Consider the following 13,111-nt stretch of genomic DNA (forward strand, 5'->3'; position numbering starts at 1 on the left):
AATGAACGCTTCATTTTATATTTTCAAAAAAAGTTAAAATAGGGATTAAGTGTTCGATTGCAAACCCTGACAGCCCACAAAAAAAAACTCCATAAGAAATTAAGGAGTTTTTTTTTATGCCTATATTTTTAAAAGAAAAATACAAGTCCTAAACAGGTAGAAATCCTATCATATTTCAATCATAGCCTAAGATCCAACCTTGAACTACAGATTAAATTAAGCATTATTTATTAATAAATGAGATAGAATTCTAGAAAACAATAATCTATAATTTTTCGCTATTAAAAAGAAATAGCTAAAAATATTTGCGTATTGTTGTCATGTATATTATATTTGCGACAACAATTTAATTTTAAGAAATATGAGAGAACTAACATTTGCATCGCTACAAGTAAAAAATCTAGAAGCATCAAAAGACTTCTATGAGAAAAAATTAGGATTTGAAATTGGAAACACCAATCCCCAAGCCTGTATTTTTAAGTATAATGAAGGGCAGGCAAGTTTTGCAATTCGTACGCCTCTTGAACCTCTTGAAGATAGAGAATTAGGAATTGGAGTCGCTCTTTGGTTTGCCGTTGACAAAAATGTAGATGAATTGAAAGAGCAATTCATAGAAAATGGAGTTACAAACTGTGGCCCAATTATAGATACACCTTTTGGAAGAGCTTTTCACGTCAAAGATCTCGATGGTTATAAACTTACTTTCTTGGAAACAAAATAAAAGTAAGTTATTTACTTTTTTAGAACCAATTTTCATTATCCAAGCTTATGATTATCTTTGGAATTAATAAAGACGATTTAATATCGACAAAAACGCTTCAATATCATTATGGCTAAAGAAATTAATTTTCATTTTAAAAGTCCAAAAGATAGCCCTGGTTATTTGCTGGGACAATTAACCATGCTCTGGCAGAGGAAACTAAAAAAAGTTTTAGATCCATTAGACTTAACTCAGACACAATTTGTTTTGTTGGCGGCTTTAGGCTGGCTTTCAAAAAAAAGCAATTCTGTAACACAAGTAGACATTGCGAACCAAAGTAATGCTGATAGAATGATGGTATCAAAAGTATTGCGAACGTTGGAAGAAAAAGGTTTTATTACAAGGCAAGAACATGAAACTGATACAAGAGCAAAAACAATTCGACTAACGGAAATAGGAGAGACCGTCTTACAAAAGGGACTTGTTGAAGTGGAAAATGCCGACCTTGATTTCTTTGCTTCGTTAGACGAAAATCTATCAACATTCAATTCTAATATGGCAAAACTTATTGATAAAAATAAGAATGAATAAAATATTAATTCTCCAAAGTCATTAGATTTTGGAGTTTTTTTTATGCTTTGATTTTTTCTTTTTATTATTGAGATATGGAAGCTACATCATCAAAATCCTATAATATTTTTTTTATTACATTTGGCAGAGATTGTTTTGTTTAGCAGCTTTATTGCTAAAAAGAAATCGATTCATCAAACCCAAATCTTAAAATGAAAAAAAAATTAATAACTCTTTTATTTGTCTTTACTGCGATAAATATATTTGGGCAAGCTCCTGCCAACAAAACTAATTATTCTAATAAAGGTTTAAGCGAAAGTGAAATTGTGACGAATAAAGCCATGAAACCACTTAAAAAAGTTGCATTAGACGAAGCATCAATCTTAATTTACGATTACGATGGTTCTCTTTTTTCATATGACTTAGAAACTGAAACAATTGGCTGGACTGTAAAAGCTGCGGATTCGCACGCAGAAATGTGTGCCAATAAAGTAACAATAGCTGATGGAGTTGTTTATGTTCCGTTTATTAATGGTGAAATTTTCGCAATAGATAACGAAACAGGCGCTATTTTTTGGAAATCAAGATTAGGTAATATTACAGATCAGATTGTTTTAAAAGACCAGACTCCAGTTATACATAACGGAAAACTTTATATAACCGCCCAAAACCAAAATCAAGGCAGTAATTTATATGCTCTTGATATAAAAGACGGGAGTTTAGTATGGAACTATAAGCTGGATTCTGCAACCAACGAAATTCCAGTACTTTTTTTTGATAACAAAATTTTTACCCAAAGCGGTTCAAATGTTTATAGTTTTGATGCAAATACAGGAAAAGTTCTCAGCCAGAAAAACTTTGAGGGAACTATGAGCGGAAAGCCTGTAACAGATGGTCAAAATATATTTATTGCAAATGATAAAGATGTTCTTTTCGCTCTAAGTCCTGACAAATTAGATGTTGTTTGGCAGTTTAAATTAGCTGAAAATCAATACAATATTAAGGAACGCATACTTTGCAATAACAATACACTTTATTTTGGAGCACAAGGAACCAATGCTTCTTCTCTTTATGCTGTTGATTCAAAAACTGGAACTCAGCTATGGAAAACTGATTTTAAAGATGATAATATTGAATACATTATCAAAGAAAATGAGAATATTTGGGGTTACACCAAAAAAGCAAAACTTTTCGAATTAGACTTAACAAATGGTGAAATAGCATTCGAAACTAAATTAACTACTCTGCCTGTTTCAAACATTGAATTTCCAAATGATGACAACCTGTTGTATTATTATTGTGATGCTGGTTTAATTCAATTTGATTTGAGAGAAAAAGACGAAAATGTATATTATATGAGAACTTCTCTTCTGGATAATATCTACACCGCATATCTCAAAATCATTCGATAATAAAAAGCTGTCTTAAATTCTATAAAGTGAAAAAGCTTAAAGTAAAATTGTTGCAGATATTCAAAAAAAGCAATAAATTACATAAAATCTAAAAATTCATTATAGAATATGGGACAACAAAAAGACTGGTCAATAGACGAAATTCAGAATGTTTGGCAATTGGTTTCAAAACTACATGACGGACAAAAATATGGTGGTGTAAGCGAGGGCGAAAGAGTCGAGTTAACCATATTGGAAGTGTTGTTTTTGAAGTTTTAAACGCCATTCGATCGACAGAAAATATGAATTCTGATTTGGCTGTTAAATGTGCAATGCTCCATGACACAATAGAAGATACGACGTTTGATTATGAAAAAGTTAATGATTTATTTGGAAGCCAAGTTGCATCTGGAGTTCTGGCTTTAACCAAAAATGATCAAATAACTGATTCATTGGAAAAAATGTTGGATAGTCTTAACCGAATTAAACAGCAGCCTATAGAAGTTTGGGCGGTTAAAATGGCCGACAGAATATCAAATTTGTATGAGCCTCCATATTATTGGAATGACGAAAAAAAGCTAAAATATATTGAAGAAGCTGAAATTATTCATAATGAACTGAAAGATGGAAATGAATATTTAGCAAGACGATTAAAAATTAAAATTAAAGAGTATTATCGTTTTCTGAGTACCTCCAATTAATTTTCAGTCAACAAAAAACAACCTCCAAAGAATTCCCTTTGGAGGTTGTTTTTTATAAATTATTTCAAAACGGTCTCTATAATTTTGTTCTACTTCTATAAATGATAAAGTCTAATAATATCTATATGAGTTAAGATAAAAAACTAATTAGAAATTGATTAACTTAGTATAATTGTATAATTCAATCTAATGAAAATTAATTATGAAAACGAAAATGATCTGGGCAAACCTAGTTTCGTATGATTTGCAAAAAACAATTCAATTTTATACCGATTTAGGGTTCAAACAAAACGGAAAAGAAACTGACGAATTAGTTAGTTTTGCTTTCGGCGACAATAATTTTATAATCAACTTTTTTATTGAAAAAAGGCTTGAAAATGCTGTAAAAGGAAAACTTACCAATACAAAAAACGATAATGAAATTATATTTTCTTTATCTGCAGCAAGCAGGGAAGAAGTAGACCTTTGGTACGCAAAAGTGAAAGAAATTGGCGGAACTATTTTTTCTGAACCAGAAAATTTTGAAGCTGGCTATACTTTCGGTTTTGCTGATCCTGACGGACATAAATTTAATTTTCTGTATTGGCCTGGAATGTAGTTTTTTAGAAACTATAGCTACTCTTTGATCTGGATTACAATTCCTCCAAATCTTGCTTCTTGTGCAAAAAACAATTTACCATCAATTATACAATCACAAAATTGTTCGGTATCATTTTCTTTGATAACTTTTCCATCCTTATTTTTTGTAGTTGCTTTAAAACCGCCTGAGATTCCGAGGTTAGAAAACTCAAGTATATTTCCGTCTTTGTCGTGTGCGTCTTTAGAAGCACATTCTTGACAAATATATTTTGGATAACGTCCATAATAACTCACTGGCTCAGAACAATTGGCACACCATTGTTTTACTTCTTTCTTTTTATACTCATCACTCCAAACGCTTCCCTGCCACTCATTAATTTTTTCATATTCTTTAAATGAAGATTTTTGTTCCCTGCGTAATTCATTCAAATACTCTGTTATATGTTTTGCCAAAACCAATATTTTATGGTCAAAACCGTAATGTATATTATATTTTAAATACCATTTTTCCTCTTTAATAAAATCGTTCCAAAATTCATCTATATTATAATAAACAGCGATTTCATCATATTGTAATGACTGCCAATCTTCTTGTTTTGAAGGAAATATGTCTCCTTTAGACAAAACAAATTCATCATTTACAAAAGTAAGTTTGAATGTGTCAAAAGCATCATAGTAGTAAATTATAACATCCTGATCTTTTAACTGATTAATCTGAATCTTATAGAATTCAGCTAAATTTGGTTTAGCATTATATATTCTTATTCGATCTTCTAATTCTCTCTCAGAACGGTATTTACTTTCTAATAAATTTTCATTTTTATCTTCATTAAAAGCGATCGAACGGCTTGAACTTATTAGATTGCCAGAAATATTGTCATATAACTCTTCAATGATTGAATCATTATTGTTTTCAGGTTTAAAAACTCTTTGCGTGATCAATTTGTATTTTCCATCTTCACTTATTATTTCAATTTTATTGTAATTGAAATAATGCTTCCAATCTTCAAATTCTAAAATATGCAAGGTTTCTAAGTCGACTTTATACTGCTTAGTTGGAATAATAGTACCATTATAACCATGATTTTCCCATTTGGTTTCGTCTTTAATGCTTAGAGATACTATTAAGAGTTTAGATTCATAATCAATGAATGTCTGCGAAAATTCCCAACCGGCATCAGGTATTATTTCAAAATTACCATACTCACATTTCCTTGGACTGAAAAAACTGCTTTTTATTATTTTCATTTTCTATGCAAAAAGAGATTTTTAACGCAAAGTAAGAATAAAGGGGCGCCTAATAAATTTTATTCAATTCTTTTTTTGCCATATGACAAATTTTGATTAAAAACTTATAACTAACTTTCGTGCATGAAAGAATTAGTAGCATATATATTGCAGTTTGGCAGTTTAAATCAGCACCAAATTGATTTAATTTTAAGCAAAGCCCAAGAAAAAGATATTAGCAAGGATAATTATTTTTCTGAAGCTGGTAAAATTTCCGTGGAAGTTGGTTTCATTATCGAAGGAATCATGAGAGTCTGTTACTACAATAATAAAGGCGAAGAAATTACTAAATATTTTATAGATGAAAATAATCTTGTAGTCGATTTAGAAAGTTTCGAAAACAGTATTTGTTCTTCTGCCTACGTTCAAGCTGTTACCGATTGTAAAATGATTGTTTTTTCTAAAAAAGATTGGGAAGAACTATTAAATACAATTATTGGCTGGGACAAAATAGTTCATAAAATTATCAATAAAGCTTTGATTCAGAAAGTAGCTAGAAGAAGTCCGCTGGTTTCAGAAGATGCTACAACTCGTTATTTATCTTTTATGGAAATGTTTCCAAAAGTAATTAATCGGGTTCCGCTTTCTTATTTGGCTTCTTATTTGGGTATCACGCAATCTTCTTTGAGCAGAATTAGAAAAAATATCCGTTAAAGTTGCTTTTTGCCAAATGGCAAATGTTTTTGTTTTTTATCAACGCAACTTTGTAATCAATAATTTAAAAAGATAAAAAAATGGATTCAGTATTAATTACAGGCGCAAATAGAAGCATTGGTTTAGAAACCGCAAAACAACTTTCACAAAAAGGATTGTTTGTTTATTTAGGAAGCCGCGATCTTCAAAAAGGAGAGGAAGTAGTAAAAAAACTAACTCAGGAAGGTTTTAATAATATTAAAGCAATTCAGATTGATGTAACAAACGCTGATAGTGTTTTAAGTGCGAAAGAAATTATAGAAAACGAGCAGGGAAAATTAGATGTTCTAATTAATAATGCTGGAGTTCTAGGAGATGTACCGCAAGATTCTTCAACAACTTCTGTCGAAAAAATCCAACAGACATTTGACACTAACTTTTTTGGTGTTATCAGAGTTACTCAGACTTTTTTAGAACTGCTTAAAAAATCAAAAAATCCGAGAATCAGTAATATTACTTCTGGTTTGGGTTCCCTTACTTTACACAGCGATCCAGCTTGGAAATATTATGCGATAAAAGCAGTTTCATACGTTTCGTCAAAAACGGCTTTAAATGCTTTTACAGTTACTTTGGCTTATGAATTAAAAGATTTAGGTTTTAAAGTAAATTCAATTGATCCAGGCTATACTGCTACAGATTTTAATCATCACAGCGGACCTGGAAGTGTAGAAAGCGCGGCGAGTTTTATTATAAAACATACTCTAACCGATGAAAACGGACCAACTGGAAAATTCTTTAGTAATGATATTGAAGATGAAAGCGAAGAAAGTCCTTGGTAATAAAACCATATTAAAACCTCTAAAGTCTTTGATTTTGGAGGTTTTTAATTTAATAATCATCTTAAAAAAAATAAAAGTGGTAATTTTGATTCAGATTTAATTCTAAAGAAAACAAATTATGTCAATTACCACAGAAGCAGAATTAGCAGGAATGAAAAAAGCAAGTGAAGCAGTTGCATTCACTTTAAAAGAAATGAGAAAATTTGCCAAACCGGGCATGTCAACCAAAGAATTGGATGATTATGGCGGACAAATTCTAAATGATCTCGGCGCTAAATCTGCACCTTATTTGACTTACGGTTTTCCTGGATGGACTTGCATTAGTGTTGATAATGAGTTTTGTCACGGCATTCCATCTGAGACTAGAATTTTAAAAGAAGGTGATTTGATTAATATTGATGTTTCTGCAGAATTAGACGGTTTCTGGTCAGACAACGGCGGCTCCTTTGTAATTGGTTCTGATGTAAACGAACATCAAAAATTGGTTGAAGCTTCGAGACAAATCTTGCACAAAGCCATTCATAATATAAAAGGAGGCGTTCGTATTTCTGATATTGGTTTTTTAATAGAAACTGAAGCTAAAAAAAGAGGATACAAAGTTATAAAAAACCTTACTGGGCATGGAGTAGGGCGAAGCCTTCACGAAGCACCGCACGAAATAGCCAATTATAGAGATCGTTTTAATGTCACGAGATTTAAAAAGAATTCTGTAGTTGCCATAGAAACGTTTATTTCAACAACGTCAACTTATGCGGAGACTTTGCAAGACGGCTGGACAATGGTAGGAAATAAAGGCGGTTTTATGGCACAACACGAACATACAATTGTAGTAACAGAAGGCAAACCAATCATTTTAACCGAAATGAATGAAATCTGGAATTAACCCAAACATAAAACTAAAAAACTCCATTAGAAATAGTGAAGTTTTTTTTTTATATCTCAAGATCAACAATCAACTATTAACCATTAACAATTCACCATTAAAAATTAAATCGGTTCCCAAAGCTCAATTTTATTGCCTTCAGTATCCATTATATGTACAAATTTTCCATAATCGTACGTTTCGATATCATCTAAGATTGTTACGCCATTTTGTTTGAGTTTTTCTAAAAGGCCTTCGATATTTTGAACACGGTAATTAACCATAAAGTCTTTTTTAGACGGAGAAAAGTATTCATCTCCTTTCTTAAAAGGACACCATTGAGTCGATTCGATTTGCTCTGGATTATCAAGATTTCTCGATTCAAAACTTGCTGAACCCCAATCATTAATCTCTAATCCTAAATTTTTGGCGTACCAATCTTTAGTTTCCTTTGGATTGTCTAGAAAAAAGAAAATACCGCCAATTCCGGTCACTTTTGGCGTGTTGTCGTTTGAATGGTTTTGGTTTTCCATATAAATAGTTTTTTAGTTAGCGAAAATTGACATTAATAAAACAAATCTAAGGTATAAATAATTCTTGTATTGGAGTTTTTTTAGTTTTGAATTATCTTTACCTTAAAGCCTAAATTATCTAAAAAGCGTGAAATGAAAAACGAAAGAGTATATAAATTACTATTTTCAAGCGTTTATCCTTTATATATTCAAAAGGCAGAAAAGAAAGGAAGAACTAAAGAAGAAGTAGATACAATAACAAAATGGTTAACAGGATATAGCGACGAACAACTTAAAGCTCAAATTGAGAAAAAGGCAGACTTTGAAACCTTCTTTGCAGAAGCTCCAAAATTGAATCCGAATGTATCCAAAATTACTGGTGTAATATGTGGTTATCGTGTGGAAGAAATTGAAGATCCGCTAATGCAGAAAGTTCGTTATTTAGATAAATTAATAGACGAGTTGGCAAAAGGAAAAAAGATGGAAAAGATTTTAAGAGAGTAAAAACAAAACCTCCAAATGAATTATTTGAAGGTTTTAATCTTTCTAAACTCTTAGTAAACCGCGAAAACCTCTTGCAGCATAATAAGATTCTGCACCGTTATGATATACAAAAACGGTATTGTATCTAAAATCAGAGAAAATTGCACCGCCTAATTTTCTTATTTCTGGTGGAGTCAAAATCCAGCTTGATGTTTTGGTGTCAAACTTTCCCAGCTTTTGTAATTCTTTATATTGTTCTTCGTTCAGAATTTCAATTCCCATTCCTTCGGCCATATTTACAGCGCTGTCAGCAGGTTTGTGCTCTTTTCTTTTTTCAAGTGCTTCATGATCGTAGCAGATACTTCTTCGTCCTTTTGGACTTTCTGCAGAGCAGTCAGCAAAAAGGTATTGGTCTTTTTTTTTATCATAACCAATAACATCTGGTTCGCCTTCCGTTTTTTCCATTTCTTCAAGCGACCACAATTTTTCCGGATTAGCTTTTAGTTTGGCTTCAATTTTTGTCCAATCTAAATCTTTATGACGGTTTTTATTTTGCTCAAAACGTTTTTCAAGCGTACTTAAAATCTCATCCTGTTCGTTGGTTGTCAATACTTTTTTCATTTGATTAACTTTTTAATTCACTAAAACACTTTCTTTCCGCTGGTCTGTAATACCACGAAAAAATAGTCAAAACAATTAATAGTAATGGTCCAAAAAGTTCTTTTGCACCATCTCCACAAGCTAAATGAGAAACTATTGCTCCAGACATTGCAAAGAAGAAACCAGCATAAGCCCATTCTTTTAATAAACCAAATCTAGGAATAAGTATAGCAATAACGCCCAATAATTTCCAAACTCCTAAAAGCGTTAAAAAATAAAGCGGATAACCTAAATGTTTCATCATTTCAGTTTCTTCTTTATTCTGGATTAATTGTACAATTCCAGTCGAAGCCATTCCTAGTGCCAGCCAAAGCGTAGCAATCCAGTAAATAATTTTATTTCTTTTAGTCATAATACTTATTTTAGTTTCGTTACAATTTCTTCTAATCTATTATGTGCCATATTTAAACCTTGCGCAAAAGGTAATTTTAATTGCTGTTCTCTATGCTCAATAGATTTGTAAATAATCAGCATCGTTAATTTACTAGTTTCATCTGTTAGTTTTTCAAATTCAAGAAACTCTAATTGAGGCGCGAAATTTGCATTATCCATTTCAAAAGTTCTTGTAATTCTCTCATTTAGAACAAAATCATGAATTACGCCATTGGCGCTAAACACCACATTTCCGCTGGGATCGCTAGTTTCAAAATGCCATCCTCCGTGTTTTTTGCTTTCCAATTTTAAAACTTTTGTTCCCATCCATTGCGAAACAATTTCTGGATCAACATGCGCTTTAAACAATAATTCTAATGGCAGATCAAATTCTCTAGTGATAATGAGATCTTGTTTACCATCTTCTGCCGTTATTTTTGTCTTTCTTTCCATGTTTTTACTTTTTATGATTTTTCATGATTGATTCTAATTTATTGAAACGATCATCCCACATTTGTCTGAACGGCTCGATGAAATTGTCAATTTCTTTCATTTTTTGAGGATTTAAATGATAATAAATTTCTCGCCCATTCTGTACTTGATGCAGTAATTCACATTCATTCAATATCTTGATATGTTTTGAAATAGTCTGTCTAGACGAATCAAAGTTATCTGCTATTGCGCCAGGCGTCATTGCTTGAATGGCCACTAAACCTAAAATAGCTCGTCGGGTAGGATCGGCTATTGCTTGAAAAACATCTCTTCTAATTTCCATTACGCAGTTATTTGACTGCAAATATAATGAAGTCATTTGACTGCGCAATATTTTTTTACTTTTTTTAAATAAAAAAACCTTCAAACTATATAATTTGAAGGTTTTACTGTATGTTTTGTAATAACTTAAAGCTTAATCGAATATGTTTCAAATGTATAATCATTTACAGTATATACATTTGTTTTCCACAACAAAATATCATTTAAATAGTTTAACATTACATTGGTAGAAGATCTTGTATCGTAGACTTGGCCATAATCTCCAGTTTCCCATTCTCTTTGATCCGTTTGTTTGATATTTGGAAATTTATCTAATAAGCCAGCTGGAAATTTAAAAGGTTTTAAATTTAAAGTTCCTGTACTTTCTGTACTGTCAAAATTCCAAATATAAGTTATACTATTCGCTGAATATCTATATTTATAAAAGGAAACGAAAGTCCTTAAAAGTTTTTTATCTGGAAAAACAGCGCCATGTTTAAAAGAAAATTTATCTCCATTTTTGGTTATACTATGCCCAGAAAGTTCTTTTACGTTTACAAGTGACGGTACATCTTTTTTATTACTTTCTGCAACGTAAGAAGTGTTTCCAGTTTTAGCAGAATATACTAATCGCCAGTAATTAATTGGTATTTCGTCGTTACTGCTCACATACCAAATTTTATTACCCTCAATTATATGATTAAATGATCTTATAATATTTCTTCTGTCTGCTTGTATATTATAGGTATACAAAAACATGTTTTCATACGGAACGTTGTTAGCGTCTACCTGTACAGTTTTAATTTCTGCGGGACTGAAATCACTTTTATTTAATGTAATTACATCATTGCTTGTGTAGTTTTGAGTAAGCCTTTTTAAATCTAAATATTTGACGTAAGGTTTATTAGTGTTTTTTTCAAAAAGAAGCAGCTCAGCTCCATATTCCTTTTCTTCTATATCATTCCCTTTAGTAAAAGTGATATCAGCATAAGAATATCCGTTTTCAATTTTACTCCAAGTTAAAGGATTAAAAGTTGCATAACCGCTATGAATTAAATATGCTGTGCTCGAAAATCCGTTTTCTACATTACCATTTCCTTCTCTTTTACCAAAATCTTCAACTTTAAATTTAAAGGTTTTACGATCTGTTTCCTGATAAAGGAAAATATTTCGCAAATTGGTAAAAGTTTGTCCAACACTAATATTTTTGATATGCTGAACTTGCATTCCATTCACCACTTCAAAATATAAAATATCTATTTTGTCACCATTGTATTTTGCTTTCAAATCCCATTTTAAAGAATCTCCCAAACTGCCATAATTTAATAGCTCACCTTCTGGAGTATATGCGGCAAGGTATCCCTTTATGTCTCCGGTATGAGAACTTCCATAATTTACTGAGAATAAAACCTTTGCCTGCTGAACAGGAGAATCTGCATCATCGTTCTGGCAGCTAAAAAGAAATATGACGGAAAAAATACTCAAAAATACTTTACTGTAAAATTGTTTCATGGTTTTAGGAATTTGTTTAGGATTAGTTAATCAAATATAACAATTTTGTATGATTTTAATTATAAAACCTAAAAAAACACCAAAAGCATTCAATTTTTTAATTTTATCTAATCCAATCCCGCAAATTGAAACGGTTTCGTTTCTTTAAAATTCAATAAAGATTCACCAGAATAGTTTTCATTATTGGCTAAGCTGAGTTTTTTAATCTTTCCCTTTTCGCTAAAATCTATTTTATTGAATTCAACCCAAATTACATTCGGGTTTAAAACATTATCAAAATAATAAACGAGATTTTTTTGATCTGCAACAGTTCTCCAGCGAGTAGAGGAGATGTTAGGCTCTGTTTCTGAAGCAATTCCTAAAGGAACAGAACAATTTCGAATCACACCGAATACACTTGCCAAAGCTCTTCTGGTGTCATCCGTTTTCGGAATTGCATCAATATAATATGAAGCTCTCACAAAACGATCGGCAGCTCTATTCGTTCCTGGAAGCATAACTGTTCCGGGAATACTTTTCCAATAAGTATTTATAGCCAGCTGTTCGTCAAAAATTGGAGAATTAGTCATTGTAACATATTTTCTATCATGATGAATTACCAATTTTCCATTTATATATTCGAAAATAGCATTATCACCGGTAGCATCAGAAATAGATAAATGAACTGTAGCAAAAATGTCTGTTCCGGGAATATGCGATGACACAATTACGAATTCATTTTTTGCTAATGCATTTACAGCCTCAGAAACGGTCGAGAAATTATCCAAAACATATTGCAGCCATAAAGAAACGGCCAGACCTTTTACTTTTCCGTTTTTTTCAAACTTAGGATATTGAGATTCAACCAGCCATAAAAGATTGCCCACAAGTCCTTTTTCGTTCATTCCGTCTGAAGATGCAATATCCCAAGAGCTCGTAATTACACTTCCATACTTAGATTTCCATTTTACCGAACTAGTGCCGGCTTCTCCAGATCGGTCAATACCACGTGGGAAAATCCACAAATTTGCTGGAATTTCTCCTTTCCAGTCCATTGATCTTGCAGTTATTATTGTACCATTTATGCCTTCGTATACAACTCTTGTACAAGGAAGTACAGTTTCACTTATAAAACAAAAAGTAAGTAAAAGCGCCAAAATTCTGTTTCTTGATTTCATAATTTTTTACCATTCAATTAAACTTGATTTATATATAAATTGCTTGATAGCCAAAACTATTTCTGTAAAGAAAATCTTTCGATGCAATTTACGAATTTTA

At 31.5% G+C, this 13,111-nt stretch carries 18 protein-coding genes; 10 read left to right on the forward strand and 8 right to left on the reverse strand.

The features are described 5' to 3' along the window. Positions 1 to 361: 361 nt before the first annotated feature. From EDB96_RS13035 to EDB96_RS13055, 6 genes are all read left to right on the forward strand, one after another. A complete protein-coding gene (locus EDB96_RS13035; protein ID WP_134141256.1) occupies positions 362 to 721 on the forward strand; it encodes a VOC family protein in 360 nt (119 codons plus the stop codon). 108 nt (positions 722 to 829) lie between these two features. Further along, positions 830 to 1,291, forward strand: coding sequence for a MarR family winged helix-turn-helix transcriptional regulator (locus EDB96_RS13040; RefSeq protein WP_134141258.1), 462 nt, complete (start codon positions 830 to 832; stop codon positions 1,289 to 1,291). A 191-nt stretch (positions 1,292 to 1,482) separates the two neighbouring features. Beyond that, positions 1,483 to 2,682 carry a PQQ-binding-like beta-propeller repeat protein gene (locus EDB96_RS13045; protein ID WP_134141259.1) on the forward strand — a complete coding sequence of 400 codons (1,200 nt, stop codon included), beginning with the start codon at positions 1,483 to 1,485 and terminating at the stop codon, positions 2,680 to 2,682. Between the two features lie 108 nt (positions 2,683 to 2,790). After that, positions 2,791 to 2,940, forward strand: a complete 150-nt coding sequence (locus EDB96_RS21150) for a hypothetical protein (RefSeq protein WP_208326194.1) — start codon at positions 2,791 to 2,793, stop codon at positions 2,938 to 2,940. A 23-nt stretch (positions 2,941 to 2,963) separates the two neighbouring features. Continuing rightward, positions 2,964 to 3,362 (forward strand): bifunctional (p)ppGpp synthetase/guanosine-3',5'-bis(diphosphate) 3'-pyrophosphohydrolase, encoded by a 399-nt coding sequence (locus EDB96_RS13050; protein WP_208326195.1) that lies wholly within the window; start codon positions 2,964 to 2,966, stop codon positions 3,360 to 3,362. A 202-nt stretch (positions 3,363 to 3,564) separates the two neighbouring features. Then, positions 3,565 to 3,960, forward strand: a complete 396-nt coding sequence (locus tag EDB96_RS13055; RefSeq protein ID WP_134141260.1) for a VOC family protein — start codon at positions 3,565 to 3,567, stop codon at positions 3,958 to 3,960. Positions 3,961 to 3,977: 17 nt separating this feature from the next. On the opposite strand, the gene EDB96_RS13060 is transcribed toward EDB96_RS13055, so the two are convergent. Next, positions 3,978 to 5,189, reverse strand: a complete 1,212-nt coding sequence (locus EDB96_RS13060; RefSeq protein WP_134141262.1) for a hypothetical protein — start codon at positions 5,187 to 5,189, stop codon at positions 3,978 to 3,980. A gap of 123 nt (positions 5,190 to 5,312) precedes the next feature. Here EDB96_RS13060 and EDB96_RS13065 point away from each other — a divergent pair, with 123 nt between their 5' ends. The 3 genes from EDB96_RS13065 to map all read left to right on the forward strand — a co-directional run bounded on the left by EDB96_RS13065 (position 5,313) and on the right by map (position 7,583). After that, the gene (locus EDB96_RS13065) at positions 5,313 to 5,882 is read left to right on the forward strand and encodes a Crp/Fnr family transcriptional regulator (protein WP_134141264.1); all 570 of its coding nucleotides are present in this window, start codon (positions 5,313 to 5,315) and stop codon (positions 5,880 to 5,882) included. Positions 5,883 to 5,962: 80 nt separating this feature from the next. Continuing rightward, positions 5,963 to 6,700 carry an SDR family oxidoreductase gene (locus EDB96_RS13070; protein ID WP_134141265.1) on the forward strand — a complete coding sequence of 246 codons (738 nt, stop codon included), beginning with the start codon at positions 5,963 to 5,965 and terminating at the stop codon, positions 6,698 to 6,700. Between the two features lie 118 nt (positions 6,701 to 6,818). Continuing rightward, positions 6,819 to 7,583 carry a type I methionyl aminopeptidase gene (map, locus tag EDB96_RS13075; RefSeq protein ID WP_134141267.1) on the forward strand — a complete coding sequence of 255 codons (765 nt, stop codon included), beginning with the start codon at positions 6,819 to 6,821 and terminating at the stop codon, positions 7,581 to 7,583. A gap of 104 nt (positions 7,584 to 7,687) precedes the next feature. On the opposite strand, the gene EDB96_RS13080 is transcribed toward map, so the two are convergent. Then, positions 7,688 to 8,095: a VOC family protein gene (locus tag EDB96_RS13080; RefSeq protein ID WP_057117950.1), complete on the reverse strand. Its 408-nt coding sequence runs from the start codon at positions 8,093 to 8,095 to the stop codon at positions 7,688 to 7,690. A gap of 132 nt (positions 8,096 to 8,227) precedes the next feature. Between EDB96_RS13080 and EDB96_RS13085 the strand changes: the two genes are divergently transcribed. Continuing rightward, the gene (locus EDB96_RS13085) at positions 8,228 to 8,578 is read left to right on the forward strand and encodes a DUF2200 domain-containing protein (RefSeq protein ID WP_134141268.1); all 351 of its coding nucleotides are present in this window, start codon (positions 8,228 to 8,230) and stop codon (positions 8,576 to 8,578) included. A 42-nt stretch (positions 8,579 to 8,620) separates the two neighbouring features. On the opposite strand, the gene EDB96_RS13090 is transcribed toward EDB96_RS13085, so the two are convergent. From EDB96_RS13090 to EDB96_RS13115, 6 genes are all read right to left on the reverse strand, one after another. After that, entirely contained in the window at positions 8,621 to 9,178 is a 558-nt protein-coding gene (locus EDB96_RS13090) for a DUF4256 domain-containing protein (protein ID WP_134141270.1), read from the reverse strand. A 4-nt stretch (positions 9,179 to 9,182) separates the two neighbouring features. After that, positions 9,183 to 9,569: a DoxX family protein gene (locus EDB96_RS13095; RefSeq protein WP_134141271.1), complete on the reverse strand. Its 387-nt coding sequence runs from the start codon at positions 9,567 to 9,569 to the stop codon at positions 9,183 to 9,185. Between the two features lie 5 nt (positions 9,570 to 9,574). Further along, complete coding sequence (locus tag EDB96_RS13100; protein ID WP_057117954.1) at positions 9,575 to 10,042, reverse strand: SRPBCC domain-containing protein; 468 nt, start codon at positions 10,040 to 10,042, stop codon at positions 9,575 to 9,577. Between the two features lie 4 nt (positions 10,043 to 10,046). Then, positions 10,047 to 10,364, reverse strand: a complete 318-nt coding sequence (locus EDB96_RS13105; RefSeq protein ID WP_057117955.1) for an ArsR/SmtB family transcription factor — start codon at positions 10,362 to 10,364, stop codon at positions 10,047 to 10,049. A 125-nt stretch (positions 10,365 to 10,489) separates the two neighbouring features. Further along, a complete protein-coding gene (locus EDB96_RS13110) occupies positions 10,490 to 11,854 on the reverse strand; it encodes a hypothetical protein (RefSeq protein ID WP_134141272.1) in 1,365 nt (454 codons plus the stop codon). Between the two features lie 107 nt (positions 11,855 to 11,961). Beyond that, the gene (locus EDB96_RS13115; RefSeq protein WP_134141274.1) at positions 11,962 to 13,011 is read right to left on the reverse strand and encodes a linear amide C-N hydrolase; all 1,050 of its coding nucleotides are present in this window, start codon (positions 13,009 to 13,011) and stop codon (positions 11,962 to 11,964) included. Positions 13,012 to 13,111: the final 100 nt, after the last annotated feature.

It is taken from the genome of Flavobacterium sp. S87F.05.LMB.W.Kidney.N (genome assembly GCF_004366435.1).
Classification (GTDB): domain Bacteria; phylum Bacteroidota; class Bacteroidia; order Flavobacteriales; family Flavobacteriaceae; genus Flavobacterium.

Coding starts and splice junctions, on each gene's coding strand:
- EDB96_RS13035 (WP_134141256.1), top strand. CDS start 362: ATGAGAGAACTAACATTTGCATCGCTACAAGTAAAAAATCTAGAAGCA.
- EDB96_RS13040 (WP_134141258.1), top strand. CDS start 830: ATGGCTAAAGAAATTAATTTTCATTTTAAAAGTCCAAAAGATAGCCCT.
- EDB96_RS13045 (WP_134141259.1), top strand. CDS start 1,483: ATGAAAAAAAAATTAATAACTCTTTTATTTGTCTTTACTGCGATAAAT.
- EDB96_RS21150 (WP_208326194.1), top strand. CDS start 2,791: ATGGGACAACAAAAAGACTGGTCAATAGACGAAATTCAGAATGTTTGG.
- EDB96_RS13050 (WP_208326195.1), top strand. CDS start 2,964: ATGAATTCTGATTTGGCTGTTAAATGTGCAATGCTCCATGACACAATA.
- EDB96_RS13055 (WP_134141260.1), top strand. CDS start 3,565: ATGAAAACGAAAATGATCTGGGCAAACCTAGTTTCGTATGATTTGCAA.
- EDB96_RS13060 (WP_134141262.1), bottom strand. CDS start 5,189: ATGAAAATAATAAAAAGCAGTTTTTTCAGTCCAAGGAAATGTGAGTAT.
- EDB96_RS13065 (WP_134141264.1), top strand. CDS start 5,313: ATGAAAGAATTAGTAGCATATATATTGCAGTTTGGCAGTTTAAATCAG.
- EDB96_RS13070 (WP_134141265.1), top strand. CDS start 5,963: ATGGATTCAGTATTAATTACAGGCGCAAATAGAAGCATTGGTTTAGAA.
- map (WP_134141267.1), top strand. CDS start 6,819: ATGTCAATTACCACAGAAGCAGAATTAGCAGGAATGAAAAAAGCAAGT.
- EDB96_RS13080 (WP_057117950.1), bottom strand. CDS start 8,095: ATGGAAAACCAAAACCATTCAAACGACAACACGCCAAAAGTGACCGGA.
- EDB96_RS13085 (WP_134141268.1), top strand. CDS start 8,228: ATGAAAAACGAAAGAGTATATAAATTACTATTTTCAAGCGTTTATCCT.
- EDB96_RS13090 (WP_134141270.1), bottom strand. CDS start 9,178: ATGAAAAAAGTATTGACAACCAACGAACAGGATGAGATTTTAAGTACG.
- EDB96_RS13095 (WP_134141271.1), bottom strand. CDS start 9,569: ATGACTAAAAGAAATAAAATTATTTACTGGATTGCTACGCTTTGGCTG.
- EDB96_RS13100 (WP_057117954.1), bottom strand. CDS start 10,042: ATGGAAAGAAAGACAAAAATAACGGCAGAAGATGGTAAACAAGATCTC.
- EDB96_RS13105 (WP_057117955.1), bottom strand. CDS start 10,364: ATGGAAATTAGAAGAGATGTTTTTCAAGCAATAGCCGATCCTACCCGA.
- EDB96_RS13110 (WP_134141272.1), bottom strand. CDS start 11,854: ATGAAACAATTTTACAGTAAAGTATTTTTGAGTATTTTTTCCGTCATA.
- EDB96_RS13115 (WP_134141274.1), bottom strand. CDS start 13,011: ATGAAATCAAGAAACAGAATTTTGGCGCTTTTACTTACTTTTTGTTTT.